30 protein-coding genes and 1 tRNA gene are annotated in these 24,257 nt (G+C 60.1%); 15 read left to right on the forward strand and 16 right to left on the reverse strand.

Annotated features, from left to right (window positions below):
* Positions 1 to 21 precede the first annotated feature (21 nt).
* The gene (locus tag SynA1524_RS02455) at positions 22 to 558 is read left to right on the forward strand and encodes a 30S ribosomal protein PSRP-3 (RefSeq protein WP_186498800.1); all 537 of its coding nucleotides are present in this window, start codon (positions 22 to 24) and stop codon (positions 556 to 558) included.
* A 114-nt stretch (positions 559 to 672) separates the two neighbouring features.
* Here the strand turns inward: SynA1524_RS02455 and atpC are convergent, their stop codons facing one another.
* Positions 673 to 1,083 carry an ATP synthase F1 subunit epsilon gene (gene atpC, locus SynA1524_RS02460; RefSeq protein WP_186498801.1) on the reverse strand — a complete coding sequence of 137 codons (411 nt, stop codon included), beginning with the start codon at positions 1,081 to 1,083 and terminating at the stop codon, positions 673 to 675.
* A 74-nt stretch (positions 1,084 to 1,157) separates the two neighbouring features.
* Entirely contained in the window at positions 1,158 to 2,621 is a 1,464-nt protein-coding gene (atpD, locus tag SynA1524_RS02465; RefSeq protein WP_186498802.1) for a F0F1 ATP synthase subunit beta, read from the reverse strand.
* Between the two features lie 219 nt (positions 2,622 to 2,840).
* Here atpD and groES point away from each other — a divergent pair, with 219 nt between their 5' ends.
* The 3 genes from groES to SynA1524_RS02480 all read left to right on the forward strand — a co-directional run bounded on the left by groES (position 2,841) and on the right by SynA1524_RS02480 (position 5,700).
* Positions 2,841 to 3,152, forward strand: a complete 312-nt coding sequence (gene groES, locus SynA1524_RS02470) for a co-chaperone GroES (protein WP_011127384.1) — start codon at positions 2,841 to 2,843, stop codon at positions 3,150 to 3,152.
* Positions 3,153 to 3,208: 56 nt separating this feature from the next.
* Positions 3,209 to 4,843 (forward strand): chaperonin GroEL, encoded by a 1,635-nt coding sequence (gene groL / locus SynA1524_RS02475; RefSeq protein WP_186498803.1) that lies wholly within the window; start codon positions 3,209 to 3,211, stop codon positions 4,841 to 4,843.
* 128 nt (positions 4,844 to 4,971) lie between these two features.
* Positions 4,972 to 5,700 carry a class I SAM-dependent methyltransferase gene (locus tag SynA1524_RS02480; protein WP_222930502.1) on the forward strand — a complete coding sequence of 243 codons (729 nt, stop codon included), beginning with the start codon at positions 4,972 to 4,974 and terminating at the stop codon, positions 5,698 to 5,700.
* Between the two features lie 101 nt (positions 5,701 to 5,801).
* Here SynA1524_RS02480 and SynA1524_RS02485 read toward each other — a convergent pair whose 3' ends face one another.
* Positions 5,802 to 6,599, reverse strand: coding sequence for a glycosyltransferase family 2 protein (locus tag SynA1524_RS02485; RefSeq protein ID WP_186498805.1), 798 nt, complete (start codon positions 6,597 to 6,599; stop codon positions 5,802 to 5,804).
* A 313-nt stretch (positions 6,600 to 6,912) separates the two neighbouring features.
* On the opposite strand from SynA1524_RS02485, the gene SynA1524_RS02490 reads away from it, so the two are divergent.
* Positions 6,913 to 7,902 carry a hypothetical protein gene (locus tag SynA1524_RS02490; protein ID WP_222930503.1) on the forward strand — a complete coding sequence of 330 codons (990 nt, stop codon included), beginning with the start codon at positions 6,913 to 6,915 and terminating at the stop codon, positions 7,900 to 7,902.
* A 220-nt stretch (positions 7,903 to 8,122) separates the two neighbouring features.
* Here SynA1524_RS02490 and secG read toward each other — a convergent pair whose 3' ends face one another.
* Together secG and gpmI are read right to left on the reverse strand one after the other, a co-directional pair.
* Complete coding sequence (gene secG, locus SynA1524_RS02495) at positions 8,123 to 8,353, reverse strand: preprotein translocase subunit SecG (protein WP_011127389.1); 231 nt, start codon at positions 8,351 to 8,353, stop codon at positions 8,123 to 8,125.
* Positions 8,353 to 9,984 (reverse strand): 2,3-bisphosphoglycerate-independent phosphoglycerate mutase, encoded by a 1,632-nt coding sequence (gene gpmI / locus SynA1524_RS02500; protein WP_186499460.1) that lies wholly within the window; start codon positions 9,982 to 9,984, stop codon positions 8,353 to 8,355. The genes secG and gpmI overlap by 1 nt, the downstream gene beginning before the upstream one ends.
* Before the next feature lie 106 nt (positions 9,985 to 10,090).
* On the opposite strand from gpmI, the gene pyrR reads away from it, so the two are divergent.
* Entirely contained in the window at positions 10,091 to 10,651 is a 561-nt protein-coding gene (pyrR, locus tag SynA1524_RS02505; protein WP_186498807.1) for a bifunctional pyr operon transcriptional regulator/uracil phosphoribosyltransferase PyrR, read from the forward strand.
* Here the strand turns inward: pyrR and SynA1524_RS02510 are convergent.
* From SynA1524_RS02510 to SynA1524_RS02520, 3 genes are all read right to left on the reverse strand, one after another.
* Positions 10,635 to 10,856, reverse strand: coding sequence for a ferredoxin-thioredoxin reductase variable chain (locus tag SynA1524_RS02510; RefSeq protein ID WP_011127392.1), 222 nt, complete (start codon positions 10,854 to 10,856; stop codon positions 10,635 to 10,637). The genes pyrR and SynA1524_RS02510 overlap by 17 nt on opposite strands.
* Before the next feature lie 30 nt (positions 10,857 to 10,886).
* A complete protein-coding gene (locus SynA1524_RS02515; protein ID WP_286188638.1) occupies positions 10,887 to 11,714 on the reverse strand; it encodes a hypothetical protein in 828 nt (275 codons plus the stop codon).
* 89 nt (positions 11,715 to 11,803) lie between these two features.
* Positions 11,804 to 13,399, reverse strand: coding sequence for an Hsp70 family protein (locus SynA1524_RS02520; protein ID WP_186498809.1), 1,596 nt, complete (start codon positions 13,397 to 13,399; stop codon positions 11,804 to 11,806).
* Positions 13,400 to 13,461: 62 nt separating this feature from the next.
* On the opposite strand from SynA1524_RS02520, the gene SynA1524_RS02525 reads away from it, so the two are divergent.
* From SynA1524_RS02525 to SynA1524_RS13170, 5 genes are all read left to right on the forward strand, one after another.
* Entirely contained in the window at positions 13,462 to 13,746 is a 285-nt protein-coding gene (locus SynA1524_RS02525) for a hypothetical protein (protein ID WP_186498810.1), read from the forward strand.
* 39 nt (positions 13,747 to 13,785) lie between these two features.
* On the forward strand, positions 13,786 to 14,013 hold the full coding sequence (locus SynA1524_RS02530) for a DNA-directed RNA polymerase subunit omega (protein ID WP_009790464.1): 228 nt from the start codon (positions 13,786 to 13,788) through the stop codon (positions 14,011 to 14,013).
* Between the two features lie 13 nt (positions 14,014 to 14,026).
* Positions 14,027 to 14,410, forward strand: a complete 384-nt coding sequence (locus SynA1524_RS02535; protein WP_186498811.1) for a DUF1818 family protein — start codon at positions 14,027 to 14,029, stop codon at positions 14,408 to 14,410.
* A 300-nt stretch (positions 14,411 to 14,710) separates the two neighbouring features.
* Positions 14,711 to 14,959, forward strand: coding sequence for a DUF2811 domain-containing protein (locus SynA1524_RS02540; protein ID WP_186498812.1), 249 nt, complete (start codon positions 14,711 to 14,713; stop codon positions 14,957 to 14,959).
* Positions 14,956 to 15,114 carry a hypothetical protein gene (locus tag SynA1524_RS13170; protein ID WP_353616571.1) on the forward strand — a complete coding sequence of 53 codons (159 nt, stop codon included), beginning with the start codon at positions 14,956 to 14,958 and terminating at the stop codon, positions 15,112 to 15,114. The genes SynA1524_RS02540 and SynA1524_RS13170 overlap by 4 nt, the downstream gene beginning before the upstream one ends.
* Here SynA1524_RS13170 and SynA1524_RS02545 read toward each other — a convergent pair.
* From SynA1524_RS02545 to SynA1524_RS02570, 6 genes are all read right to left on the reverse strand, one after another.
* Complete coding sequence (locus SynA1524_RS02545) at positions 15,081 to 15,629, reverse strand: hypothetical protein (RefSeq protein WP_353616572.1); 549 nt, start codon at positions 15,627 to 15,629, stop codon at positions 15,081 to 15,083. The genes SynA1524_RS13170 and SynA1524_RS02545 overlap by 34 nt on opposite strands.
* On the reverse strand, positions 15,613 to 16,059 hold the full coding sequence (locus SynA1524_RS02550) for an EVE domain-containing protein (protein WP_186499461.1): 447 nt from the start codon (positions 16,057 to 16,059) through the stop codon (positions 15,613 to 15,615). The genes SynA1524_RS02545 and SynA1524_RS02550 overlap by 17 nt, the downstream gene beginning before the upstream one ends.
* Positions 16,060 to 16,148: 89 nt before the next feature.
* Positions 16,149 to 17,537, reverse strand: a complete 1,389-nt coding sequence (gene murD / locus SynA1524_RS02555) for a UDP-N-acetylmuramoyl-L-alanine--D-glutamate ligase (RefSeq protein ID WP_186498813.1) — start codon at positions 17,535 to 17,537, stop codon at positions 16,149 to 16,151.
* 124 nt (positions 17,538 to 17,661) lie between these two features.
* Positions 17,662 to 17,733 (reverse strand) — tRNA-Val (locus SynA1524_RS02560).
* 72 nt (positions 17,734 to 17,805) lie between these two features.
* Positions 17,806 to 18,585 (reverse strand): photosystem II electron transport protein, Sll1252 family, encoded by a 780-nt coding sequence (locus SynA1524_RS02565; protein WP_186498814.1) that lies wholly within the window; start codon positions 18,583 to 18,585, stop codon positions 17,806 to 17,808.
* Complete coding sequence (locus tag SynA1524_RS02570) at positions 18,582 to 19,082, reverse strand: hypothetical protein (protein ID WP_186498815.1); 501 nt, start codon at positions 19,080 to 19,082, stop codon at positions 18,582 to 18,584. Before SynA1524_RS02570 ends, SynA1524_RS02565 begins: the two co-directional genes overlap by 4 nt.
* A 102-nt stretch (positions 19,083 to 19,184) precedes the next feature.
* Between SynA1524_RS02570 and serA the strand changes: the two genes are divergently transcribed.
* From serA to SynA1524_RS02590, 4 genes are all read left to right on the forward strand, one after another.
* Positions 19,185 to 20,771 (forward strand): phosphoglycerate dehydrogenase, encoded by a 1,587-nt coding sequence (gene serA / locus SynA1524_RS02575; protein WP_186498816.1) that lies wholly within the window; start codon positions 19,185 to 19,187, stop codon positions 20,769 to 20,771.
* Positions 20,771 to 21,658, forward strand: a complete 888-nt coding sequence (gene prmA / locus SynA1524_RS02580; protein WP_186498817.1) for a 50S ribosomal protein L11 methyltransferase — start codon at positions 20,771 to 20,773, stop codon at positions 21,656 to 21,658. Before serA ends, prmA begins: the two co-directional genes overlap by 1 nt.
* Before the next feature lie 157 nt (positions 21,659 to 21,815).
* Positions 21,816 to 22,115: a ferredoxin gene (locus SynA1524_RS02585; protein WP_006043345.1), complete on the forward strand. Its 300-nt coding sequence runs from the start codon at positions 21,816 to 21,818 to the stop codon at positions 22,113 to 22,115.
* Positions 22,116 to 22,215: 100 nt separating this feature from the next.
* On the forward strand, positions 22,216 to 22,647 hold the full coding sequence (locus SynA1524_RS02590) for a DUF8632 family protein (RefSeq protein WP_286188639.1): 432 nt from the start codon (positions 22,216 to 22,218) through the stop codon (positions 22,645 to 22,647).
* A 9-nt stretch (positions 22,648 to 22,656) separates the two neighbouring features.
* On the opposite strand, the gene psbV is transcribed toward SynA1524_RS02590, so the two are convergent.
* The gene (gene psbV / locus SynA1524_RS02595) at positions 22,657 to 23,169 is read right to left on the reverse strand and encodes a photosystem II cytochrome c-550 (protein ID WP_222930504.1); all 513 of its coding nucleotides are present in this window, start codon (positions 23,167 to 23,169) and stop codon (positions 22,657 to 22,659) included.
* Positions 23,170 to 23,243: 74 nt separating this feature from the next.
* Positions 23,244 to 24,203: a ribonuclease Z gene (gene rnz / locus SynA1524_RS02600; RefSeq protein WP_186498820.1), complete on the reverse strand. Its 960-nt coding sequence runs from the start codon at positions 24,201 to 24,203 to the stop codon at positions 23,244 to 23,246.
* Positions 24,204 to 24,257 lie beyond the last annotated feature (54 nt).

The raw sequence follows: 24,257 nt of genomic DNA on the forward strand, positions 1-24,257 counted from the left end.
TCTGTCTTGAGCGCTGACACCATGACGGTCACCGAAGGCGCTGCCACCACCGACCAGGAGGTCGCGACTCCGGCCGCCGACGCGGTTGAAGGCGCCACCCAGGCAGCGGCAGCTGAACCCGCCGAATCCACTGAATCCACCGAGAAACCAGCAGGCGAGAGCGAAGGCCGTCCTGTGTTGCGCGGTGCTGCAGCTGCTCTGGCTTCCGCCACCATCGACGCAGATGGTGTTCCCTCCTGTTACACCCCCAAGGCCGATGAGGGTCGCTTCCTGCTGAAGATTCTCTGGCTACCCGACAACGTCGCGTTGGCGGTGGATCAGATCGTGGGTGGCGGCCCCAGTCCGCTCACCTCCTACTTCTTCTGGCCCAGGGAAGATGCCTGGGAAACCCTCAAGACTGAACTGGAGGGCAAGAGCTGGATCACCGATAATGAGCGGGTTGACGTGCTCAACCAGGCCACTGAGGTGATTAACTACTGGCAGGAAGAGGGCAAAGGCAAGAGTCTCGATGAAGCCAAGGCCAAATTCCCCGATGTCACCTTCTGCGGTACCGCCTGATTCCAACGTTTTTATTTTTCGATGATCCCCCGCCGCAAGGCGGGGCTTTTTTTATGCCATTAAAAAGCCGGGAATGTTCCCGGCTGATGGATCAACGTTGTTGAGCGGGTGCGCTCAATCTGCAGACTTGCTGGCCTGCATGCGTGCACGGGCCATATTCAGCTGTTGCTGAGCTTTGACCTTTTCAGGGGAAGCGGGCTGGCCTTCCATGCCATCCACCACGGTGGTGGCTTTCTGGAAGTCGGCCTCGGCGGAGTTGCCGTCGATGGTGCTGCCCAGTTCAGCCTGATTCACCAGGACGGTGACTTCATCGGCATCCACTTCAGCAAATCCGCCCATCAAGGCGATGGAGTTCCAACCGCCATTGGCGCGAACGCGAAGCACACCGACATCGATGGCGGTGAGCAAAGAGATGTGGCCAGGCAGGATGCCGAGCTGACCGGTGGTGCTGGGCAGGATCACCTCATCGGCGCTGCCATCAAAGACGTTCTGGTCAGGTGCCAGCACGCGGAGGGTGAGGGACATGAACCTTGGTTCGGAGGGAGAAAGGGACGACAGACAACAAGTGACTGGGGATGTAACTCACACCCCCATCAGGATCACTTGGTTTCAGCAGCGATCTTCTCGGCCTTGGCCTTGGCTTCCTCGATGCTGCCCACCAGATAGAAGGCAGCCTCGGGCAGGTGGTCCAGCTCACCGGCGAGGATCTGGTTGAAACCAGCGATGGTTTCTTCCAGCTTCACGTACTTACCAGGCATGCCGGTGAAGATCTCAGCCACGAAGAACGGTTGGGAGAGGAACTTCTCCACCTTGCGGGCACGGTCCACGGTCTGACGGTCGTCCTCGGACAGTTCGTCTAGACCCAGAATCGCGATGATGTCCTGCAGTTCCTTGTAGCGCTGCAGGGTGGACTGCACAGCGCGAGCGGTGCGGTAGTGCTCATCCCCCACAACGGCTGGCTGCAACATGGTGCTGGTGGAGTCCAGGGGATCCACAGCCGGGTAAATGCCCTTGGAGGCCAGGGCACGGTTCAGCACCGTGGTGGCGTCCAGGTGAGCAAAGGTGGTGGCGGGTGCGGGGTCGGTCAGGTCGTCCGCAGGCACGTAGACGGCCTGGATCGAGGTGATCGAACCTTCCACGGTGGAAGCAACACGCTCCTGCAGAGCACCCACGTCGGTGCCGAGGGTGGGCTGATAGCCCACAGCCGAAGGCATACGGCCCAGCAGAGCAGACACCTCAGAACCGGCCTGAACGAAGCGGAAGATGTTGTCGACGAACAGCAAAACGTCCTGCTTATTCACATCACGGAAGTGCTCAGCCATGGTCAGAGCGGAGAGACCCACGCGCATGCGGGCGCCGGGGGGCTCGTTCATCTGGCCGTAGCAAAGGGCCACCTTCGACTTGGACAGATCGTCGGCGTTGATCACGCCGGACTCCTTGAATTCCTCGTAGAGATCGTTGCCTTCGCGGGTGCGCTCACCAACACCACCGAACACGGAGACGCCGCCGTGCTCCTTAGCGATGTTGTTGATCAGCTCCTGGATCAGAACGGTCTTGCCGACGCCGGCGCCGCCGAACAGGCCGACTTTGCCGCCCTGACGGTAGGGAGCGAGGAGGTCGATCACCTTGATGCCGGTCTCGAACACCTTGGGTTTGGTCTCGAGTTCGGTGAGGTTGGGAGCGTCGCGGTGGATGGGTGCCGTGGCGGACGCATCGACGGGACCTTGCTCGTCAACGGGCTCTCCGAGCACGTTGAAGATGCGGCCGAGAGTGGCTTCACCAACGGGGACGGAGATCGGAGCACCGGTGTCAGCGATTTCCATGCCGCGCACCAGGCCATCGGTGCCGCTCATGGCGACAGCGCGGACGCGGTGGTCGCCCAGCAGCTGCTGCACCTCGGCCGTCAGAGCGACGTCCTGGCCAGCGGTGTTCTTCGTCTCGACGCGGAGGGCGTTGTAGATCTTGGGCAGTTTCCCGGCGGGAAATTCCACGTCCAGAACCGGGCCGATCACCTGGCGGATCACGCCCTTGGTGCCAGCGGATGCAGGAGCAGAAGCGACCATAAGAAGGAGGGATGCGGGAACAGGCGCAGCGCGCTCGGGCCCATTCAGAGCGGCGCAACCTTACCACTGCTGAGCCTGCACTCCCCCGGTTCGGTCAACCGCACAGCCAGTAGCTGGTGAGAGGGGTGGTCGCCTGCATATGTTGGCACTCGTCGGCCCCGAGTGCCAGCTCGAGTCGAACCGGCGCTTCGGCGCCCTGTCCCTGCTCCTGCATTTCTCATGGCAGCTGTTTCTCTCAGCGTCTCCACCGTCAAGCCCCTGGGCGACCGCGTGTTCATCAAGGTCTCCGAATCCGAGGAGAAAACCGCCGGTGGCATCCTTCTGCCCGACACCGCCAAGGAAAAGCCCCAAGTGGGTGAAGTGGTCCAGGTGGGCCCCGGTAAGCGCAATGACGACGGCAGCCGTCAGGCTCCTGAAGTCGGCGTTGGCGACAAGGTTCTGTACAGCAAGTACGCCGGCACCGACATCAAGCTGGGCGGTGACGAGTTCGTCCTGCTCACCGAAAAGGACATCCTGGCCATCGTCAACTGAGACGGGACCCAGACCTCAGCGTTTTAAACACCACTTTTACTTAGGACACGCCTTCCATGGCTAAGCGCATCATTTACAACGAGAACGCCCGCCGCGCTCTCGAAAAAGGCATCGACATCCTGGCCGAGTCCGTGGCTGTGACCCTGGGACCCAAGGGCCGCAACGTGGTGCTCGAGAAAAAGTTCGGTGCTCCTCAGATCATCAATGACGGTGTCACCATCGCCAAGGAGATTGAGCTCGAGGATCACATCGAGAACACCGGCGTTGCTCTGATCCGTCAGGCCGCCTCCAAGACCAACGACGCCGCTGGTGACGGCACCACCACCGCCACCGTCCTGGCCCACGCCATGGTGAAGGCCGGTCTGCGCAACGTGGCCGCCGGTGCCAATGCCATCACCCTGAAGAAAGGCATCGACAAGGCCTCCGACTTCCTGGTCAGCAAGATCAAGGAGCAGGCCAAGCCCATCGCTGACAGCAACGCCATCGCCCAGGTGGGCACTATCTCCGCCGGCAATGACGAAGAAGTCGGCAAGATGATCGCCGATGCCATGGACAAAGTTGGCAAGGAAGGCGTGATTTCCCTGGAAGAGGGCAAGTCCATGGAGACCGAACTGGAGGTCACCGAGGGCATGCGCTTCGACAAGGGCTACATCTCCCCCTACTTCGCTACCGACACCGAGCGGATGGAAGCGGTGCTCGACGAGCCCTACATCCTGCTGACCGACAAGAAGATCGGTCTGGTGCAGGACCTGGTGCCCGTGCTCGAGCAGATCGCCCGCACCGGCAAGCCTCTGATGATCATCGCTGAGGACATCGAGAAGGAAGCCCTCGCCACCCTGGTGGTGAACCGCCTGCGCGGTGTGCTGAACGTGGCCGCCGTCAAGGCTCCTGGCTTTGGTGACCGCCGCAAGGCCATGCTCGAAGACATGGCTGTGCTGACCAACGGTCAGCTGATCACCGAGGACGCTGGCCTCAAGCTGGAGAACGCCAAGCTGGAGATGCTGGGCACCGCCCGTCGCGTCACCATCAACAAGGACACCACCACCATCGTTGCCGAAGGCAATGAGGCGGCTGTCGGCGCCCGCTGTGAGCAGATCAAGAAGCAGATGGACGAGACCGACTCCACCTATGACAAGGAGAAGCTGCAGGAACGTCTGGCCAAGCTGGCCGGTGGCGTTGCTGTGGTGAAGGTGGGTGCAGCCACCGAAACCGAGATGAAGGACAAGAAGCTTCGTCTCGAGGACGCCATCAACGCCACCAAGGCTGCGGTGGAAGAGGGCATCGTCCCTGGCGGCGGCACCACCCTGGCCCACATGGCTCCTTCCCTTGAGGAGTGGGCCAACGGCAACCTTTCCGGTGAAGAGCTGATCGGCGCCAACATCGTGGCTGCTGCCCTGACAGCACCGCTGATGCGCATCGCTGAAAACGCAGGTGCCAACGGCGCTGTTGTGGCTGAGAACGTCAAGTCCCGCGCCATCAGCGAGGGCTACAACGCTGCCACCGGGGAGTACGTCGACATGCTGGCTGCCGGCATCGTCGATCCCGCCAAGGTCACCCGCTCCGGTCTGCAGAATGCCGCCTCGATCGCTGGCATGGTGCTGACCACCGAGTGCATCGTGGCTGATCTGCCCGAGAAGAAGGACGCAGCTCCTGCCGGAGGCGGCATGGGCGGTGGCGACTTCGACTACTGATCCTGGTTGATCAACCTGGAGAGCATCGACCCCCGCTTCGGCGGGGGTTTTTCAGTAAGCATTCAAATGAATCTAGGGAATAGATAATGGACCAAGTTCGAAAATAAGTTTCAATTTTCAAAGCTGTTTTGTGGTATGGTTTCGATGAATTATCAATTCAAAGCAAAATGTCAACTCGAGTGAAGCAAGATATCGTTAAGAAGCTCTACCGAGGCATTGACCCTTTTTCATTTTTTTCAGGGAATGAGTCTGATATCGATTTTCAAGGATGGGGCAGTAATCATCCCTATCTTCGAGAGGTAATCCAATCGGTTAAGCCTGAATTAATTGTTGAAATTGGTGTTTGGAAAGGTGGATCCTCAACATATATGGCAGAGAATCTCAAAAACTTAAACCTTTCCTCCGCAATTATTGCTATTGATACTTGGCTTGGTGCTGAGGATCATTGGACTAGTGACAAATGGTTTGATTCTTTAAAAATTCGAGAAGGTCTGCCTAACTTGCAAAAAACCTTCATGACGAATGTTCAGGCCAAATCTCTTACTGATTACATTATTCCATTGCCGCTTGATAGTATTAATGCCTTTTACGTGCTTAAGCATTTTTCACTAAAACCAGACATCGTCCATATTGATGCAGGCCATCGCTATGAGTCAGTGTTTTCGGATATTTCCTTGTGGTGGAGATTGTTACCCTCCAAAGGGATAATGATTTGCGATGATTATTGTGTGGAAAGCAACGGTAATGTGAGTGGTTGGCCGGATGTTCATAGGGCTGTGCATCAACACATTGATAATTCAAATGATGTTGTAGATTTCACTCACAAAGGCGGAAAGTGCCTGATAAAAAAGGGCTAATTTTCCGGTGCTAATTGATGAAAAAAATTAAATTGTATGAATGACTTTGAGACCCGTTACTACAATTGACTTAATTTGCTTTATCTTTGATTTACGTCGTATTATGGTTTTACCAATAAGGCAAGTTCTTTGTCTTCTATGTCATTTTTATCATAAGCTTTAAAATAATTCATCGTTCTTACATTCTCGGCATTCTTATTTAAGGCACATCCTCTTGTCATTTTCACCTCTCGAAAAAACTCCTCTGATTGAATTGCGTAATGATTAATATGTAAATTTTCGGTCTGAAGTGTTGCTTCATTGATTGTTAGAAAGGGCGATTCATCACTGATTGCTTTCTTTGAGTCTAAATATTTGTACCCTGTTTTTAGTTTTGGAACATGGCAACCTAGTGATTCCGTTCCGACTGTCCGACAAATGTATTTAACATTTACGCGGGAATTATTATTGTATAGCTTTCTCCATGTAAAATTTTGAATAATGCCACCTTTTGGGTGCTTTACATGGTTTGAAGAGCCAAATAATTTCCAGGGAATTTTAATACAGCCCCATTCCGGGTGATCGTCAAGTGTTAAAATAAATTCACGGATGCTTCTAAAATCATTCCGCGGATAAATGAATTCATCTAAATCGCAAATCATAAAACATTCGCTACTATTTCTGTAAGATTCAAATATTTTATTGTAGATTGACACTTGTGCCCACTTTCTGTGGTCTTCCAGAAAGTCAACCCGAGACTCCGAGAAATATCTAGTACATTCACTTCTCCAGTTATCATCACTATTATTGTCAACAAGAATTAGCTTGTCGCACCCTTGAGTTAAATAATGTTCAATCCATTCAGGAAGTGCGCGAGCCTCATTTTTAAAAACTGCGACAAGTGTAAGTAAGTTTTTCATATATGAAGCCCTTGGTTTCTAAGGAGGTATCAGTTTAAGGTTATTGTAGACTATCTAAGATAAGAATATTGAGCGGCCTTGCCTTCTGGAGTACATATGTCAAGATGTCTAATTCCTAAGAAGATGTGCCTAGGGAGGGGAGGATCATCTATAATACTGAATTTAGTGTAATTGAATGTCAATACTTGTTATTCACGTTGGAGCTCAAAAGTGTGGCTCCACAACAATACAAAATGCTATTGATAATTTAATGCGGACTGATTCTTCTCAAAAATTAAAATTCAGGATCTTCCCTCCTGGCCTCGCTGTTCGGATGCATCAGCAATTTAAAGCAATCCCTGACCATGAGCTTGATATTCAGTTCGCTGAGATTTGCAAAGATGATGTTTGTTTAGTGCTTAGCAATGAAATACTTGGAAATTATCCTGATGTAGTGGCAAAACTGGTTGAGCGAGCCTCAAAGCTAATACCTGAGCTGACAGTTGTTATTATTGGGTATACAAGATCTCAATATTCTTACTATCTGTCTGAGTACAAGCAATGGTATTTTCGCGCCAAGGGCAGGCTCAGAGCGGATATTAATTTTTTTCAGAAGAATGATCTCTCGTACGAGATATTCCTGCCTCACGAGAGGAGAATGTTTGTTAATTCTGTCATGAGCTTTGAGGAGCAACGGCAAGGCGATTGGTATGAATATTATCAATCCCTAGAGAAGGCAATTTTGGCATTTAGTGGTAACGTAATCATTAAAAGCTCTCATATTCCTACGGTAGATTTCAATTATTCCTTGATTAGCGATTTCATTAGAAAAGTTGGCGTTGGCGATATAGAAGAGGTGAGCTTATCGGGATTGCCCTCTCGTTCGAATCCATCGTTCAATCCTTTGTTGTGTGAGTCTGTCGCTCTTCACATATGTAATGACTCCCTTGATTCTTCTTTTTTGCCAGGCCCGCATGAAAGCAATGATCTCATTCAGAAGGCTTCTGATTTATTTCGGCTTGAACAGAAATTATTAGGCAAGCTTCCTGGGTCTGCAGATCTTTTAGAGGTCGCCAAAGCTACTATTGCTCAGAATTTTGCGGAATCTAATGAAAAGTATTGCCGTAAGTATGGTGCAAATTCTCTTTATTTCTTGCAAGAACAGGGCCAATGTGATTTAAGCTCCATTGGGTCCAGAAAAAAGTTATTTGATTTTGCCAGGAAGATTCATAATTGTAGAAATTTAGATGATGTTCGTAAATACGAAAATAAATTAATTTGCGAACTCGATCAAGTGGCGTATATTTTTGAAACAGCAAGTTAAAAAGATTTGCAGTAGAACAGAAGCCATTGTGTATCATGCTGTAGATTGAAAACTTTACCCGTTTAGAGACTTTAAATTGCTTTGCTAATTTATTCGACAGGTTTTTTGGGTGAAGTTTTCGTTTCAATTTTATGTTAATTTGCTGTGAGCTTGTGCGCTGCAGTTCGATTAGGGCGGATCACTTGAAGTGAGAATATGTTTAATTGGGAAGGCTTAATTGTCAGCCCAGCCATCCCGCGCTGAGTATCACCGCCAAGCTGAGAAAGATGGCCAGGCAGGTCCAGGTGACCCGGTTCAGGGTCGCTTCGGCGCTGCTGGCACTGCTGAACATTGAGCTGCCACTGGCAGCCAGGCCACCCATGCCATCCCCCTTGGGGCTATGAAGCAGCACCAGAACGATCAGTAGTAGACCGCTGCCGATCCAGGTCCAGGACAGGATGGACGTGAGCATCAGACGGGAAGAGGTAAACGGGCGGACAAAGGCGACGGATCGACATTCGATACCGGCTCGATCAGGCTACGACCCGTCATCGCCGCCGGTTGCTCCAGGTTGAGGATCTGCAGCAGGGTCGGTGCAATGTCGGCCAAACCACCGTCCTCACGCAGGCTGATGTCGTTGCCATGACCCGGCAGCTTGCGTTGTTCACCCTCCACGAGGATGCAGGGCACAGGGTTGGTGGTGTGGGCCGTCCAGGCCTGACCATCGGGGCCTTGCATCAGTTCGGCGTTGCCGTGGTCCGCGGTGATCAGCATGGTGCCGCCTCGGCGACCGACGGCATCCAGCAACCGTCCGATGCAGCGATCGACGGTGGCAATGGCTTCGGTGGCCGCGTCCATCACGCCGGTGTGCCCCACCATGTCGGGGTTGGCGTAGTTGATCACGATCAGGCTGTACCTGCCCTGGTCAATCGCAGCGATGCAGCTGTCCGTGAGCTGGTCCGCCGACATGGCCGGTGAGAGGTCGTAGGTGGCCACCCGCGGTGAGGGCACCAGGTGCCGCTCCTCCCCAGGCAACGGTTGCTCGATACCACCGTTCATGAAGTAGGTGACGTGGGGGTACTTCTCGGTTTCCGCCGTGCGGTACTGTCGCAATCCGGCTTCGGCCACCACCTGACCCAGCAGGTCATCCAGCGGTTCCGGGGGGAACGCCACCGACACCGGCAGGTCCTGTTCGACCTGGGTGAAGGTGACCACATCCAACTTGGGCGTGTGGCGGCGCTCAAAGCCGTCGAAATCGTCCAGGCAGAGGGTCTGCACGATCTGGCGAGCCCGATCCGGACGGAAGTTGAAGACCAGCACGCTGTCGCCGTCCTGCATCACGTCGTTGCTGAGGCGCACGGGCTCCAGGAATTCATCGGTGATGCCAGCGGCGTAGCTCTCGGCCAACAGTTGCTGCGGGCTCTGGTCACTGACGGGACGTGTGGGGTCGGTGTAGAGGTCGTAGGCCTTTCCCGTGCGATCCCAGCGTTTGTCGCGATCCATCGCCCAGTAACGGCCGCAGAGGCTGGCAAGATGACCGACGCCAGCCTCCTCAATCGCCCTTAGCACCAGCGCGATGGAACCCATCGCGCTCTGGGTGGGGGTGTCCCGGCCATCGGTGATGGCATGAACAGCCACTTTTTTGATGCCGGCCACCGCTGCCCAGTGGATCAGTCCGCAGAGGTGGTTGACGTGGCTGTGGACACCGCCATCGGAGCAGAGTCCCAGAAGGTGGAGGGTGCCAGTGCCGTTCCGTAAACGCTCCGCAAGTTCCACCAGCGCGGGGGTGTTCTTCAACTGGTCGTCACGCACCGTGTCGCTGATCCGCACCAATTCCTGGCGGATGATCCGACCGGCACCGATGGTGAGGTGGCCCACCTCGGAGTTGCCCATCTGCTGATCCGGCAGCCCCACATGGGAACCACTGGCCTGAATCAGGGTACGGGGATAGGCATGCCACAACGCTTCCATTACCGGCGTGTCGCCCTGGCGGATGGCGTTGTGTTCGCTGTCGTTGCGGTGTCCCCAGCCATCCAGAATGGTGAGAACGACTGGGGCTACACCCGCCTCACGTCCTGAACCCTTGGCACTGCTCTGGTCCACGTACCCCCCGCGCTCGTCGGTTCTTAAGGACTTTTGCAGATTCAACCTAACGCTCTATAGGGCGCCAGGCTCGTCTTTCCAGAGATCACCACACCGTCACCGCTTCATGACAGAACCGCCGGACACCGATCGGGTTGAGATTCTCTCGGAACGGGAGCTGGGCCGGACCCTGGCGCGCCTGGCCACCCAGGTGTTGGAAACCGTGGATGACAGCCGCACTCTGATGCTTCTGGGCATCCCCACCCGCGGGGTTCAGTTGTCCAAGGTGTTGGCCCGAGAGCTGGAGCGGCTCAGCGGTCATGCCATAGCCCAGGGCGCCATCGATCCCACCTTTCACCGGGATGATCTGGAGCGGATCGGCACACGTTTACCCCAGGTCACCACCCTGCCCAACAGCGTTGAGGGCCGCCAGGTGGTGCTGGTGGACGATGTGATCTTCACCGGACGAACGGTGCGGGCCGCCCTTGAAGCGCTGCAGAGCTGGGGACGCGCCCAGCGGGTGATGCTGCTGGCCATGGTGGATCGCGGCCATAGGGAGCTGCCGATTCAGCCGGATTTCTGTGGCCGTGTGGTGCCAACCCGCCGCAGCGAAACGATCGAACTGCGCTTGCGGGATGTCGATGGGGAGGAAGGGGTCTTCCTGAGGCGGATCAACCGGCCGTCGTGAGTTCGTCGGCGCGGAAATGTGCCTTGTAGCGACCGAAGGCCACGATCACCGGCAGGGTGGGACTGATCACACGACCCTTCCAGTCGTTGAGAACGGACACCACCTCTCCGCTCTGGCCCTTCATGTCGAAGGCTTCGCCCCGATGCTGAGGATGGTTGAAGACCACAACGGAGGCCTCCACCGTCACTTTGTCTCCCGCCTGCATGAACCCTGACTCCGTCGTGAAGGCATTTTGTCACGCCCCTGTCGGGTCCCGCCGGCGGCAGAAACTCTCCGGGCCGTCTTCTTCCACCTGCCCACCCAAGGCGCGGCAGCCCGCTTCAAAGGCCTGCCATGGCTCCAGCCCCAGGTCGAGCTGCTGTTGAACGGCCCGGTCCAGTTCCGCGCCGCTGATCACATCCGAGCGGGCGTCCCCGTGCTGGTGGTGTTCCTGGCTGTCCCCGATCCGGGCGATCGCCTGTTCAACCGTGCGGCGCTGGGGCTGCGTCTGGGTCTGCCACCAGGGGTGGTCGAGGCGGTTGTGGCTGTCGAGGGCTTCCCACCAGCGTTCCTGCTGGACGAGTTGGTGCAGCCGCTCGGCCTCGAGACGGTTGCGGTTCCAGGTTTCCCGGAGGCTGTCACTGAAGCGGTTGCTGCTGGAGCTGGGTTTGCGGTCCAGCGGTTCCAGCAGCGTGATGGCTGCCTCCAGTGCGCCGGCTCGAAAGTGCTGCATCGCCAGCTTCCGCAGCTCCCGTCGCCAAGCCTGCAGCTGCTCCAGATCCTTGGCGTCAGCCTGGCGGGATTGCACCAGCTGTCGCTGCAGAACCAGCGCAGAAGCCTGATCACCGTTGTTCCAATGCTGTACAGCCCGCTGCCGCCGGCAGTGGGCCTGCTCCTGCGGTGCGCCCTCCCCCAGCCAGCGCAGGGCGGCCAGTTGCTCGGTGACCTCGAGGCAAAGGCTCCAGTCCTCGCTGGTGATCGCCTGCCGCAATTGGCGCGGCAGCTGCCGTTCCCACCAGAGAGCACCGGCAGTGAGCCCCAGCACCAGCGTGAGGGTCCCCACGACCCACAGCTGCAGCAGCATCGGGCGGCCTGGCGCCACTGAACAAACCTGTTGCTGATGTCGTTGTATGGAGTTCGTTGGCGGGGGGAAGGCTTTGGTGGACGGCCTGGTCAGCGGACTTGGCCAAGTTGTCGATCCGGCAAGCGGCGACCGGTGCGACAGTCGGCGACTTCGGCCTGGAGCCTGGCGTCAGCGTCCACCCGCAGGCTCAGGCGCAGGCAGTCCTCACCCGCTCGGCCCGGTGGATTCAAGGGCAGGGGCGCGGCGGGATCGGGCCAGGGTTGATGGCGGAGGTCACCCTCCTCTTCCCGTTGAAGGGTGGGCACACCATTCATCTCAATCACGCTGAAGCGACGCTCTGCTGCTGGTTCTCCCAACAGCAGCTCCAGCTCGGTCTGGCCATCGCAGCTGGCGGCCAGCACCAGCTCAAATGGTTGCGGACTTGGCCATGGCTGTCCGGCCACGAACAGGGGATGCCAGCGATGCTGCTGACTGCGCTGGTCCCAGATGCGCAGCGACACGCCGTGTTGCAGCACATCCCGGATCGCCACGCCCGGCGTGAGGCTGAGGGCTCCAAGTGCCACCGCCTCCACCGGGGGTGGGGTCAACAGCGGCGCCGGGGCCGTGTGCTCCTCCAACCAGCGGCGCAGCCAAGGCAGCTGCGCGCCGCCGCCCACCGCCACTACGGCATCCAGTTCGCTGAGGTCGCAGCCGTGCCGTCGCCCCCCCGCGAGGGTGGCCTCCAGCAGCTGCCGCAGGGCGTCTGCTAGCCCCCGTTCTTCCAGCAGGCCCTCCAGCTGACGACGCGACATCCGCAACGGTTGGTTGCCCCCGCCTGTCGGTGTCTCCTCGAGAACGCTCTGCTCCGCCAGCTCCGGATCACTGAGTCGGCATTTGAGCCGTTCCGCTGCGTTCAGCAACGCTGGGGTTAGCGGCGCCTCCGGGCAGCATTCGGCCGCGATCCAGAGATCTACGTCGCGCCCCCCCAGCCGCAGGCCCGCCTTGCCCAGCACGTCGGCATTGCGCAAGCGTTGGCGGCTGCTTTCCCCCAGTTGACGGCCCCCCAGCCGCAGCAGCTGGGCGATCGGAGCCGCTTTGCCTTCACCCCCCTGCAGCGCCACCAGCGCCAGGTCGAGGGTGCTGCCGCCGAGATCCACCACGAGCAGTCGCGCGCCAGGGGGGAGGCCGGCTCCGATCGCCGCTGCGGTGGGTTCGTCCACCAGGGCGATCTCCTCCACCGGCAGCGCAGCACAGGCCTCCAACAGCCAGCTGCGGTAGCTGCGGTAGGTCTCCACCGGCGCCGTCAGCACCAGCCGTTCCACCTGTAGCTGCTGGGGCAGGAGACTCCAGATTCCTGTGAGCAGCAGGGCGCCGGCCCTGGCGGCCTGATCGCCCTTGACCTGGCTGCCTTTGTCTTGACTGTCAATCTCTTGGCTGCCGATGTGGCGCTTGAAGTCCCTGGCCAGGCGGGGGTCGTCCTGGTCGGCAAGCCCCGCTTCAAGCACCTGTTGCCCAAGCAGAGGAGATTCGTCGCTGAGCCAGAGCAGGCTGGGCACTTCCCCGACGCGCTGGCTGATCGGGGGCAGATCCAGCAGGCGGGGGTTGCGTTCACCGGCTGCCGCGAAGGCCACCACGGTGGTGGTGCTGCCCAGGTCGATGGCCAGGGTGCCTGCGATGGCTGAATTCTGAAGCTTTTCTTCTCCCACGCCGGTCCGGACCGTGATGAGGGCACGGTGAATGAAGATTGAGATTAGTGGGACCCGCCTGGATGGATCGCCTGCAGCAGCTGATTTTTTCCTTCTATCGGGAGGATCCCCTGATGGAGGAGCTGCTGGAACCCCTGCGGGATTGCCGCATGCGTCGCAGCTGGGGCAGCATTCGGATCGAATGCGTCGATGCAGCCCATTTCGAGCAGATGAGTGGCCTGCTGGTGCACCTGAGACTTCCCCTGGCGGCCCTGGGGCTGGGACGCCAGATCGTGCTGCGGGTGCCCGGATCGTTGCAGCGCAGCTATCCGATGCATGTGCCGTTTCACAGCGATCAGCTGGCTTGAGGTGGCCAACTAAGGTGAAGTATTCTGCGAGAACAGCTCGTGATTTCTGCAGGTGTGGATTCCAGTGACCTCGCCAAGCGCGGTGAAAGCCTGATTCGGCAATCCAGCAACCGTTACCTCACCACAGTGCGCATTGCCTTTCGGGCCAAGCAACGCCGCTTTGATGACTTCGATGGGCTGCTGGAGGAATCCAGCGTGAAGCCCGTGCAGCGCGCCATCGTCGAGCTGAGCGACGAGCAGGATCAGCCCGACCTGCTGCCCGGCTGATTGCGGCGAGGACGTGATTCAACAGGAGGGTCCCGGTTGGCGTTTGGCCCGGGATCCATCCCGCGGCGTTCATCCCGTCCTGATCGGAGGAGAGGGTTGGGCGTTTGAGCTGACCCAGCCCGAATGGGAGGCACTGTCCGATCTTGTGCTGACCCTGGAACGCCAGCATCGCGCGCTGGTGGATCAACTAATGGCCGAGGAGGCGATTGAGCTGGAGCTGGATCGCGGGCTCTGGTGGGGGTGTCTGCAGGGCGACCGCGGCAGCTGGAGCCTGTCCGTTGTGTTGACGCCGGACTCGGGACGGGGTGTTGAGGGCCACTGGCCCGCTCCGGCAAGTGCGGCGATGGTCGCGGCGATGAGAACGCTGTGGGACACCACAATTGATCAGCGTGACTGATCAATGGGCGCTGATTGATCCCTTCCACCAGGCACCCCCGGCTTGTGCACAGCTTTTCCACAGGGGGTTGTTGCTGATGCGTCTGAGGGAGTGGGGCTGTGGAAAAGGTCGTTTTGTTGGTCGCACTGGTTGACGAGTGGGCCTGCAGGTCGCACTGGCCTCTGGCTGGGTCCAGCCGTGGCCAGGACTGCAGTCAGAGCCTTGATCTCAATCGGAGATCGATGCGAACAACAGGATCCGCTCCGCCCTTGACGCGGCCCTTGCCGTGTGGAGAACTGGTGAGCAATCGAGAGCGGTGAGATGTCTCAACAGCCGGAGTCCATGGCCGTCGGTGATGACAGCGTCGTCAGTTTTCAAACAGAGATGCCTCTGCCGCTGCAGCAGGCCATGACCCGCTTCATCGAGGGACATCCCAACTGGGATCAATACCGGCTGGTGCAGGCAGCGCTAGCGGGCTTCCTGGTGCAGAACGGGGTCGAGTCCCGGGAAATCACGCGCGTCTACGTGGGCAACATGTTTCGGCGGGAAACGCTGCTGCACGGCGTTTGAGTGCGGCAGCAGGCCATCAGGATCAGGGCGCTGAACGGAAGGCTCAACAGCAGGCCCAGGGAGGCACCGATCAGACCAAGCAGATTGATGCCGATGAGCAATCCCAGCAACGCCAGCACCTTCAAGCCTTCGGGCGCACCAGTTGCCGGCTGTGATCCATCGCCTGAAGTGCTCTGTGGCGGTGATGCACCAGCAGCGGTAGGGCCAGGACCTGGCTGAACAGCCAGGCCAGCATCAGCAGCCCGCCGCTCACCACCACCAGTCCAGCGAGGGTGGTGCTCATCCGGCCTGCCGCCCAGCTCAGGGTCTTGATCAGGGCCAGACCCCCCAGAAGCAGCAGCAGCTCGAGCAGCACCAATCCTGTGGCCTGCCGCAGCATCCAACCCCAGCGGAGTGGAGGCTTGGATGTCGACTCCGCCGGCAAAAGCTGGTCCGCCAGGCACAACAGAGCAAGCAGGGGCAGTAGGGGTAGCACCAGGCTCGCTGCCACCATCAGATCCCCGAGCCAGCCAAAGCCGAGCTGGCGGAGATCCTCCCCAAGTAACGCCGGACCGATGGCGCTCAGCAGTAGCGCGCTGGCCAGGCCCACACAGCGCCAGGGCGCTTTTCCAAAGCCGATCCAGGCCCGGGGCAGCAGGGTGACCAGAGGCAGCTCAGTGGAGGGGGCCAAGGCGTTCCAGCAGGTCGGCGGCCGTGGCATCCGGTACCGGCAGGATCGAGAGACGGTTGCCACGTTTGATCACCGGCAGTTGCTCCTCGCTGTACTGCTCCCGAAGTTGATCAAGGCTCAGCAGCTGCTGGAATTCCCCCAGAAACCGCAGCCTGGCGCAGTCCCAGCGGGGCTTGTCGCGGTTGGATTTCGGGTCGTAGTACTTGGCATCAGGAACGAACTGGGTGGGATCCACCAGGCCGATCTCCTCCACCTCCATCAGACCGATGATCCCGGGGGGCTTGCAGTTCGAGTGATAAAAGAAAGCCTGGTCGCCGATGGCCATCGAACGCATGAAGTTGCGGGCCTGGTAGTTGCGGATGCCATCCCAGAGCGTGCTGCCTTCACGACGGAGGTCGTCGATTCCATAGGCCTCGGGCTCGCTTTTCATCAGCCAGAAGGCCACGTGCACTCCCCTCACGATTAAAGACATCATCCGCGTTTCAGCCGGAATCGGGGGATCAATGGAGTCGATTTGTCTCAGCTCAACCCGCTCTGAACCTGATGAATCAGCTGTTTGAAGTGATCGCCGCGGGCTTCGAAGTCGCGGTATTGATCAAAGCTGGCGCACGCTGGTGAGAGCAGCAGGCTGGATGCCCCCAGCGCCTCAGCAGACCGCACCGCTTCCTTAACGGCAGAGGTTAGGTCTGTGCGGCGGGTCAGCTCTCCCGTGAAGTTTGCCCCTGTGATGAGCCCATGCAGCTCCTCGGCGCCGGCGCCGAACAGCACCACGGCGCATGCTTTGCGGTTCAGTTCCTCCAGCCAACCGCTGGCATCACCCTGTTTGGTGGATCCTCCCGCCAGCACCACCACCGGCCCCTGCATCGCCTTCAATCCCACCGCAGCAGCGTCGTAATTGGTGGCCTTGCTGTCGTTGAACACCTGCGCGTTTCTGATGCGCCCGAGCGGTTCGAGGCGATGAGGGACTCCCGGGAAGAAACGCAGCCCCGCTTCGATTGAGGCAGGGCTGAGGCCAATCTGCAGCGCCGCGGCGGTTACCAGCAGCAGGTTCTGGCGGTTGTGGGACCCCGGCATGGCCAGTGCTTCAGCGGGGAACAACGGCTGTGATTGATCACAGACCCAACCCTCGCCGTTGATCCACAGGTCGGCGGGTTGACCATCGGGTCGCGCCGACTCGGCGCTGACCCAGGTGCCACCAGTCCAGCTTTGGCGCTGCTGTCGCAGGTCTGGATCGTCGGCGTTGAAGATGGCGTGGTCCGAGCGTTCGAGCAGGCCGCGCTTGATTGCTCGATAGGCCTCCACCGTGCCGTGCCGTTCCAGGTGGTCCGGGGTGAGGGTGGTCCAGATGCCGATTCGGGGGCGGATGCGGTCGGCGGCTTCAATCTGATAGCTGCTGAGTTCCATCACCAGCCAGTCGGGGGCGCAGGTTTGCTCCTGCTGCAGGGTCAGGGCCATTTCGGCGGCGGACACTCCCATGTTTCCGCCCATGGGAGCTGCCAGTCCGGCTTGGGAGAGCACGTGGCTGAGCAGGTGGGTGACGGTGGTTTTGCCGTTGGTGCCGGTGATGCCCACCCAGGGGATGTGCTTCAAGGCGTCCCAGGCCACCGCCATCTCTCCATCCACGGCAACATCGCGTTGGCGTAAGTCTTCGAGTGTGGGGTGATCCCAGGGAATGCCCGGGCTGATCACTACCCGCTGCAGTTGGTCCAGCCAGGGACGGAAGCTGTCGATCGCAAGCGGTGCCTGAAGTTGAACCTCGACACCCTGTTGGCGCAGCCCCTCTGCTTTCTTCTCGAGTTGCTCGCTCTGGCCCGAGTCGATCACGGCAACGGGATGGCCCGTTGCTTGCAGGAGGCGGGCCGCACCTTCACCCGAGCGCCCAAGTCCTACGACGACGGTTTGGACCATCGATTACAAGCGAGCCAGATGCGCAGAAGCCTACGGGGATAAGTAGAAATACTAATAGTTGTTTTGAAAAAATTCTGCTGAGTGACACTTTCCAGCAGAAATTAATTGCTGCTCTGATATGAAATGGGCGATACTGGATTTGAACCAGTGACTCCTACAATGTCAATGTAGTGCTCTACCCCTGAGCTAATCGCCCGAAACGAAGACAACCAACGTGCACTGTCGGTTGATTTCGGGATTTGAGATTAGCAGCAGGCCTGCCTGCACCTCAGCGGCGCATCAGTTCAATTCGCCAGCGCTCCCGCTTGGTCAGAGTGCAGGACAACAGCTCCAGACAGCCGCGATCCTGCAGCTGCAGGCGATCACCCACCTTCAGTTCGCGACTCCCCTGGCGGACCGGTTCCCAGTTCAACCGCAGGCGTCCGGCCTTGATCTGACTGACCACCTTGGATCGAGACAGCCCGAATCCGGCTGAGGCAATGGCATCGATTCGGCAGGAGGCCTCCACGGTGGTGAGCTGTTTGGGATTGCGTTGGGCCGGCAACTGCAGCTGCGTGATCTCGACCACGTCGCAGTGAATCTCCACATCCCGCAGCCGGCCGCGGCGCCCCTGCAGCAGCTCGGCCGCATCCGGGCTGATCAGTCCCTGACCACCGCGATCGCCGCGCACCCAGAGGTCGCCGAGATCCTCCGGCTGGGCTCCCATGTTGTGCAGGGCCGATCGCAGATCCTCAGGCGTTAGGGGGTCAAACAGAAAGTTGCCTTCGATCAGAAGTCCCTGGATCGGGGGGGTGCTCTCCACAGGCTGATCGCGGCGATGACAGAGCAAGCGGCAACGTTCGGCGCCTGGGTGACCACCGTCGCGGTGCCAGGCCAGTTCGCTGAGGTCACTCAACCGCTCCAGCGCTTCCTCCTGGAGGGGGGCGTCAAGAAAGGGGCTCCAGCTCGGTTGCCAAGTGCGAAGCACCTGCTCGGCCAGATCCAACAACACGGCCAGGCCCTCGGGATGACGGGCCTTGGTCAACAGGTCTTCCCGCGGCAGCCTCACAGATCGTTCAGGCGCACCACCTGCTGCGGGCGGCTGCGTTGCACCACCTGCCAGGGCGCTTCGATGCCGTTGGGGGTCTCCACCAGCACCAGCCAGGAGCCTTCATCGCGTCGGTTGCGCAGGATGCGCACGCCGGCTTCGTTGTCGGAATCCACGCTGGCCGCCGCGGCGTAACTGCCCATCAGGCCGGAACCCATTCCCATCAATCCACCGATCAGTGTTTCCCCCCACGGCCCGAAGGCGGCAAAAGTGGTGAGGTTGGTGATCTTGGTGAAGGTCACGCCGGCCAGAAACCCGAAGGGCATCAGCCAGCGGGCCATGGCCTTCTGGCGCCGTTGGCGGGTGAGGTTGGGACTGAGCAGGGCCACGCTGTCGATGACGTCCCCCTCCGGCGGAATCGCCTGGCACATCAGCAGGGGAACGTCTGTGTCCCGCAGCTGCTGGGTCAGTCCTTCGGCTGCCGCTTGATCGGACAGAACCACGACGCAGACGGGCATTCGCACACAGCTTGTGGCTTGAATTCTGAACCCTGTCCTTCGAAGTTCCGGGGCAGTGAATGCCGATCACTACAGTTCGGCGCGGCAGTACCGCGCCCAGCGATGTCCAAAGTTCTGGTTTCCGACCCGATTGATCAGGCCGGGGTCGACATTCTCAGCCAAGTGGCTCAGGTGGACCAGCGTCCTGGTCTCTCCCCCGAGGAACTGGTCAGCGTGATCGGTGATTACGACGGATTGATGATCCGTTCCGGCACCCAGGTGACCGCCGAGGTGATCGCGGCTGCATCCAAGCTCAAGATCATCGGTCGCGCCGGGGTCGGTGTGGACAACGTCGATGTGCCGGCGGCCACCCAGCGCGGGGTGCTGGTGGTGAATTCCCCTGAGGGCAACACCATTGCGGCGGCGGAGCATGCCCTGGCGATGATGCTGTCACTGTCGCGGCACGTGCCCCAGGCCCATGCGGGTATGCGGGCCGGCAAGTGGGATCGAAAGAAATACGTCGGCAACGAGCTCTACAAGAAGACGCTTGGCGTGGTGGGTCTGGGCAAGATCGGCTCCCATGTCGCCCGCGTCGCCCGGGCTATGGGCATGGAGGTGATCGCCTATGACCCCTTCATTGCTGCTGATCGCGCCCAGCAGATGCAGGTGCGGCTCACCGAGCTGGATGAGTTGTTCCGCACTGCGGATTACGTGACCTTGCACATCCCCCGCACCAAGGACACCGAGAACCTGGTGAATGCGGAACTGCTGCGCACGATGAAACCCACGGCGCGGATCGTGAACTGCGCCCGGGGTGGCGTGGTGGATGAAGCGGCCATCACTGAGGCCATCAACAACGGCGTTATCGCCGGTGCCGGTTTGGATGTGTATGCCAGCGAGCCACTGGCGGAGGACTCACCCCTGCGGGCGGTGGAGCGCGGGTTGGTGCTGACCCCTCACCTCGGCGCTTCGACGGAGGAGGCTCAGGAGAATGTGGCGATCGATGTGGCGGAACAGATCCGCGATGTGTTGCTGGGCCTGCCGGCACGCAGTGCCGTCAACATCCCCGGCCTGAGCGCCGAGATCATGGAGCGGCTGAAGCCGCACCTGCAACTGGCGGAGACCGTCGGCGGACTGGTGAGTCAGCTGTCCGGTGGTCAGGTTCAGGAGTTGGAACTTCGGTTGCAGGGGGATTTCGCCAGCCATCCCTCCCAGCCGCTGGTGATCGCCTCCTTAAAGGGTCTGCTGGGGGCGGTGCTGGGGGACAGCATCAATTTCGTGAATGCCTCGTTGGAGGCCAAGGCCCGAGGCATCCGCGTGCTGGAGGTGAAGGATGAGGCCAGCCGTGATTACGCCGGCGGCTCGCTGCAGCTGATCAGTCGCGGTGATCAGGGCAGCCGCAGCGTCACCGGGGCTGTGTTCGCTGATGGGGAGCTGCGGATCACCAGCATTGATGAATTCCCGGTGAACGTGACCCCCAGCAGTCACATGCTGTTCACCCGCCACCGGGACATGCCCGGCATCATCGGTCAGCTGGGATCGATGCTCGGCGAGCACAACGTGAACATCGCGGCGATGCAGGTGGGACGCAAGATCATCCGTGGTGATGCGGTGATGGTGCTCAGCATCGATGACCCGATCCCGGCAGCGTTGTTGCAGACGATCACCGCGATTGACGGCATCCAGGAAGCCCATCCGGTCAGCCTCTGATGTGGTGGCGTCTGACGATGGCCTGTCCTCCTCAGCTGGAGGAGTCGCTCGTTTGGAAACTGACTGACCTGGGCCTGCACCGCCATGCGGTGCAGCACGCGCCGGAGACGCCGGATCAGAAGCAGCTGTTGCTGTGGTTGCCGCAGCCGGAATGGCCTGAAGCGGAACGTCAGCAGCTCCTGGCCAGTCTGGAGCCCCTGGCGGAACCCTTCGGGTTGCCGCAGCCGCAGGGCCACTGGGATGACGTGGCGGATGAGGACTGGAGCCTGAGCTGGAAGCAGCACTGGCAGCCGGATCCGGTGGGGGAGGGGCTGCTGATCCTGCCGGCCTGGCTGGAGGTGCCACCCGAGCACGGCGAACGGCTGGTGATCCGCATGGATCCAGGCAGCGCCTTCGGCACCGGCAGCCACCCCACAACGCGCCTTTGCCTCGAGGCGCTGGAGCAGGCTCCACCCGTCGGCGCCCTGGTGGCGGATCTGGGTTGCGGTAGCGGGGTGCTGGGGTTGGCGGCCCTGGGATTGGGAGCCACTTCCGTGGTGGCGGCTGACACCGATTCCCTGGCGGTGCGGGCCACAGGCGACAACCGCGAGCTCAACGGACGCCCCGCCGATCAGCTGAAGGTAAGCCTGGGATCGGTGGAGGCCCTGCAGCACCTGCTGGAGGGACGTCGGGCCGATCTCTTGCTGTGCAACATCCTGGCGCCGGTGATCGAGGCGCTGGCTCCAGGGTTCGAGGCTCTGGTGGCCCCTGAGGGTCGTGCGCTGCTGAGTGGCCTGCTGGTGGACCAGGCCCCCAGGCTGGAGCAGGTGCTGGGGGACCTGGGCTGGCGAGTGTCGGCACGGGGCTCCCAGGGGCGTTGGGGCCTGCTCGAGATTCAGCGCCGCTGAGACCGGAAAAGTAATAAGCCAGGCTTATCAGTGGATGGTCTCCGATTGGACCTGATCGGTCGCAGGCCCAGAACCCGCGGGATCACCCCTGTCTGCAGTAGATAAGTGCGGTCCTGCAGGACCGGCCAACCGGGACCCTGTACGCATTCACCAAGTCATGGCTTCCTACAAGGTCACCCTGGTCAGCGAGAGCGAAGGTCTCAACAAGACCATCGAAGTGCCCGACGACCAGTACATCCTCGACGCTGCTGAAGAGCAGGGCATCGACCTGCCCTACTCCTGCCGCGCTGGCGCTTGCTCCACCTGCGCCGGCAAGATCACCGCTGGCACCGTCGATCAGTCCGACCAGAGCTTCCTGGACGACGACCAGATCGAAGCCGGTTTCGTGCTCACCTGCGTGGCTTACCCCACCTCCGACTGCACCATCAAGACCCACGCCGAGGAAGAGCTTTATTGAGCCCTTCACCCAATCTCGGGTTTTCACTTCAACCACCCCTGCGGGGGTGGTTTTTTGTTGCTCAGCACCCTTGCATGACCCTGACCTTCCCGCTGTCGCCGTGAGCCGTCCCGATGTCGAGGAACTGCTGGAGGCCGGCAGCATTCACACCAGCCCCGGGGGGCAGTACAGCTTCCGCGTGATCGGCCCCTGCTGCCGCCTGTTCGATCGTGAGGAGTTGCCCTGGCCCTGTTGTCGGTTGGCCTGGCGCAGCAAGGAGCCCAGCTGGCGTCGAGTGGGGCGTCGCTTTGTTCCGGACCTGGCGGCGCGGCGTTGCCCCTCCTATGCCGTTGAATTGCTTCAGCCGGGCTCCCGGCCCACCGCCACGGTGCTGACGCTGTTTTCGGTGCGGTTCAGCCGTGAGCTGCAGGAGTGGTGGTACAGCCGCCATCCCCGTTCGATGGAGCCGCTCAATCTCCTTCCCCCATCCCCTGCAGAGCCAACAGAAAACCCCAGTGGCTTCAGGGCCGCTGGGGTAAGTGAATCCGATTGATGGTCGCAATCAGAAGTAGATCTTGCCGCCGCCCCAGGCGGTGCCCTGAACCTTGGGCGCCACCAGGATGTAGCCGGCCATCAGGCGCAGTTCCTCATCGGTGAGATCGCGCATGGCGGGATAGAGCTCGGCATCGCGCATGCTCGGGTGCAGGTCGGCAATGCTGTATTCCCCGTCGTAGGAGGTGGGGTCCTTCATGTAGTCCACCAGGGCGTCGACGTTGTCGCGGGCTGGCGTGGCCAGGGCCAGGGTCTCGGGATCGAGGCCCACGTTGTGGTTGGTCTTGGTGATGCCACCGGCGTGGCAGGTACCGCAGCTGGTGTTGAACACCTTGCGGCCGGTGTTGATCTCCTGCTCGCTGAAGGTCACCTCAGTGCCCTCAGGGTTGCTTGGAACGGTGAGGGTCTCGGCATCCCAGCGGGCCGCCTCTGCAGGGGACGCCATCACCAGTCCGATCAGCACGGGAACCAGGATGAGAAGTCCCTTCAGGGATCGCTGCAATGTGGAGAAAAGAGAGGCCATGAAGGACGCCGGGGATTGACGGACAAACCGCACCCAGCTCTTGTATCACGGCAAGTTGGCCGTCTGTGGCGGAATCACGAACTGTTGCAGCAGGGTTTCACATCCAGGCTGAGGAAGTCCTTGGCCAGGACCGTGTTGGGGAAGATCGCCTGCGCTTCCTTCAACAGGTCGTCGGGGCTGACCGGGTTGCCCGGCACATAACGGGGACTGAGATGGGTGATCGCCAGCTGTCCCACCCCGGCTTCAGCCGCGGTCTGGGCTGCCATGGTGCTGGTGGAGTGCTGTTTCTGGAAGGCCATCTCCGCTTCAGCGTGGGCAAAGGTCGATTCATGGATGAGCAGATCCACGCCTCGGGCCAGCTCAACGGCGGCATCGCAGAAGACCGTATCCGTGCAGATCATCACGCTCACCCCCGGTCGCTCGGGCCCGCAGAGCGTGGTGCCGTCGATCACGCGGCCGTCCTCCAGCGTGACGCTCTCCCCCCGCTTCAGTTGGGCATACACCGGCCCTGGCGGAATGCCGAGGGAGCGGGCTTTGTCGATGTCGAACCGACCCGCCAGGGGCTTCTGGTCCACCCGGTAGGCATAAGCGGGCACCCGGTGGGTCAGGGGGGTGCAGCGCACGGTGAGCTCGTCGTCTTCGAACAGCAGCGTTCCCTGCTCAGCCGCCGGCCGTGAGCGGTGCACCTGAAGTGGATAGCCGATGCGGGTGGAGCTGGTGTTCAGCGCACCCTTCAGAAACGACTCGAGCGGGTCAGGACCGTAGAGATCCACACCGTCCTGGCAGGAGCCCGATAATCCCAGGCTGGCCAGCAATCCCGGCAGCCCGAAGACGTGATCACCATGCATGTGGGTGACAAAGATCCGCCGCAGCTGCGACAGGCGCAGCTCGCTGCGCAGAAATTGATGCTGGGTGCCCTCGCCACAGTCGAACAGCCACATCTCCGAGCGCTGGGGCAGACGCAGCGCCACCGCTGAGACGTTGCGCGCTCGCGTGGGCACTCCGGAACTGGTACCGAGAAAGGTGACCTGCACGGCCGCTGATCCTCAAGCGCCATGCTGCCATCTGGCTGGCCCTGGACAGGCAGG

It is taken from the genome of Synechococcus sp. A15-24, from assembly GCF_014280195.1.
In the GTDB taxonomy this organism is placed as follows: domain Bacteria; phylum Cyanobacteriota; class Cyanobacteriia; order PCC-6307; family Cyanobiaceae; genus Parasynechococcus.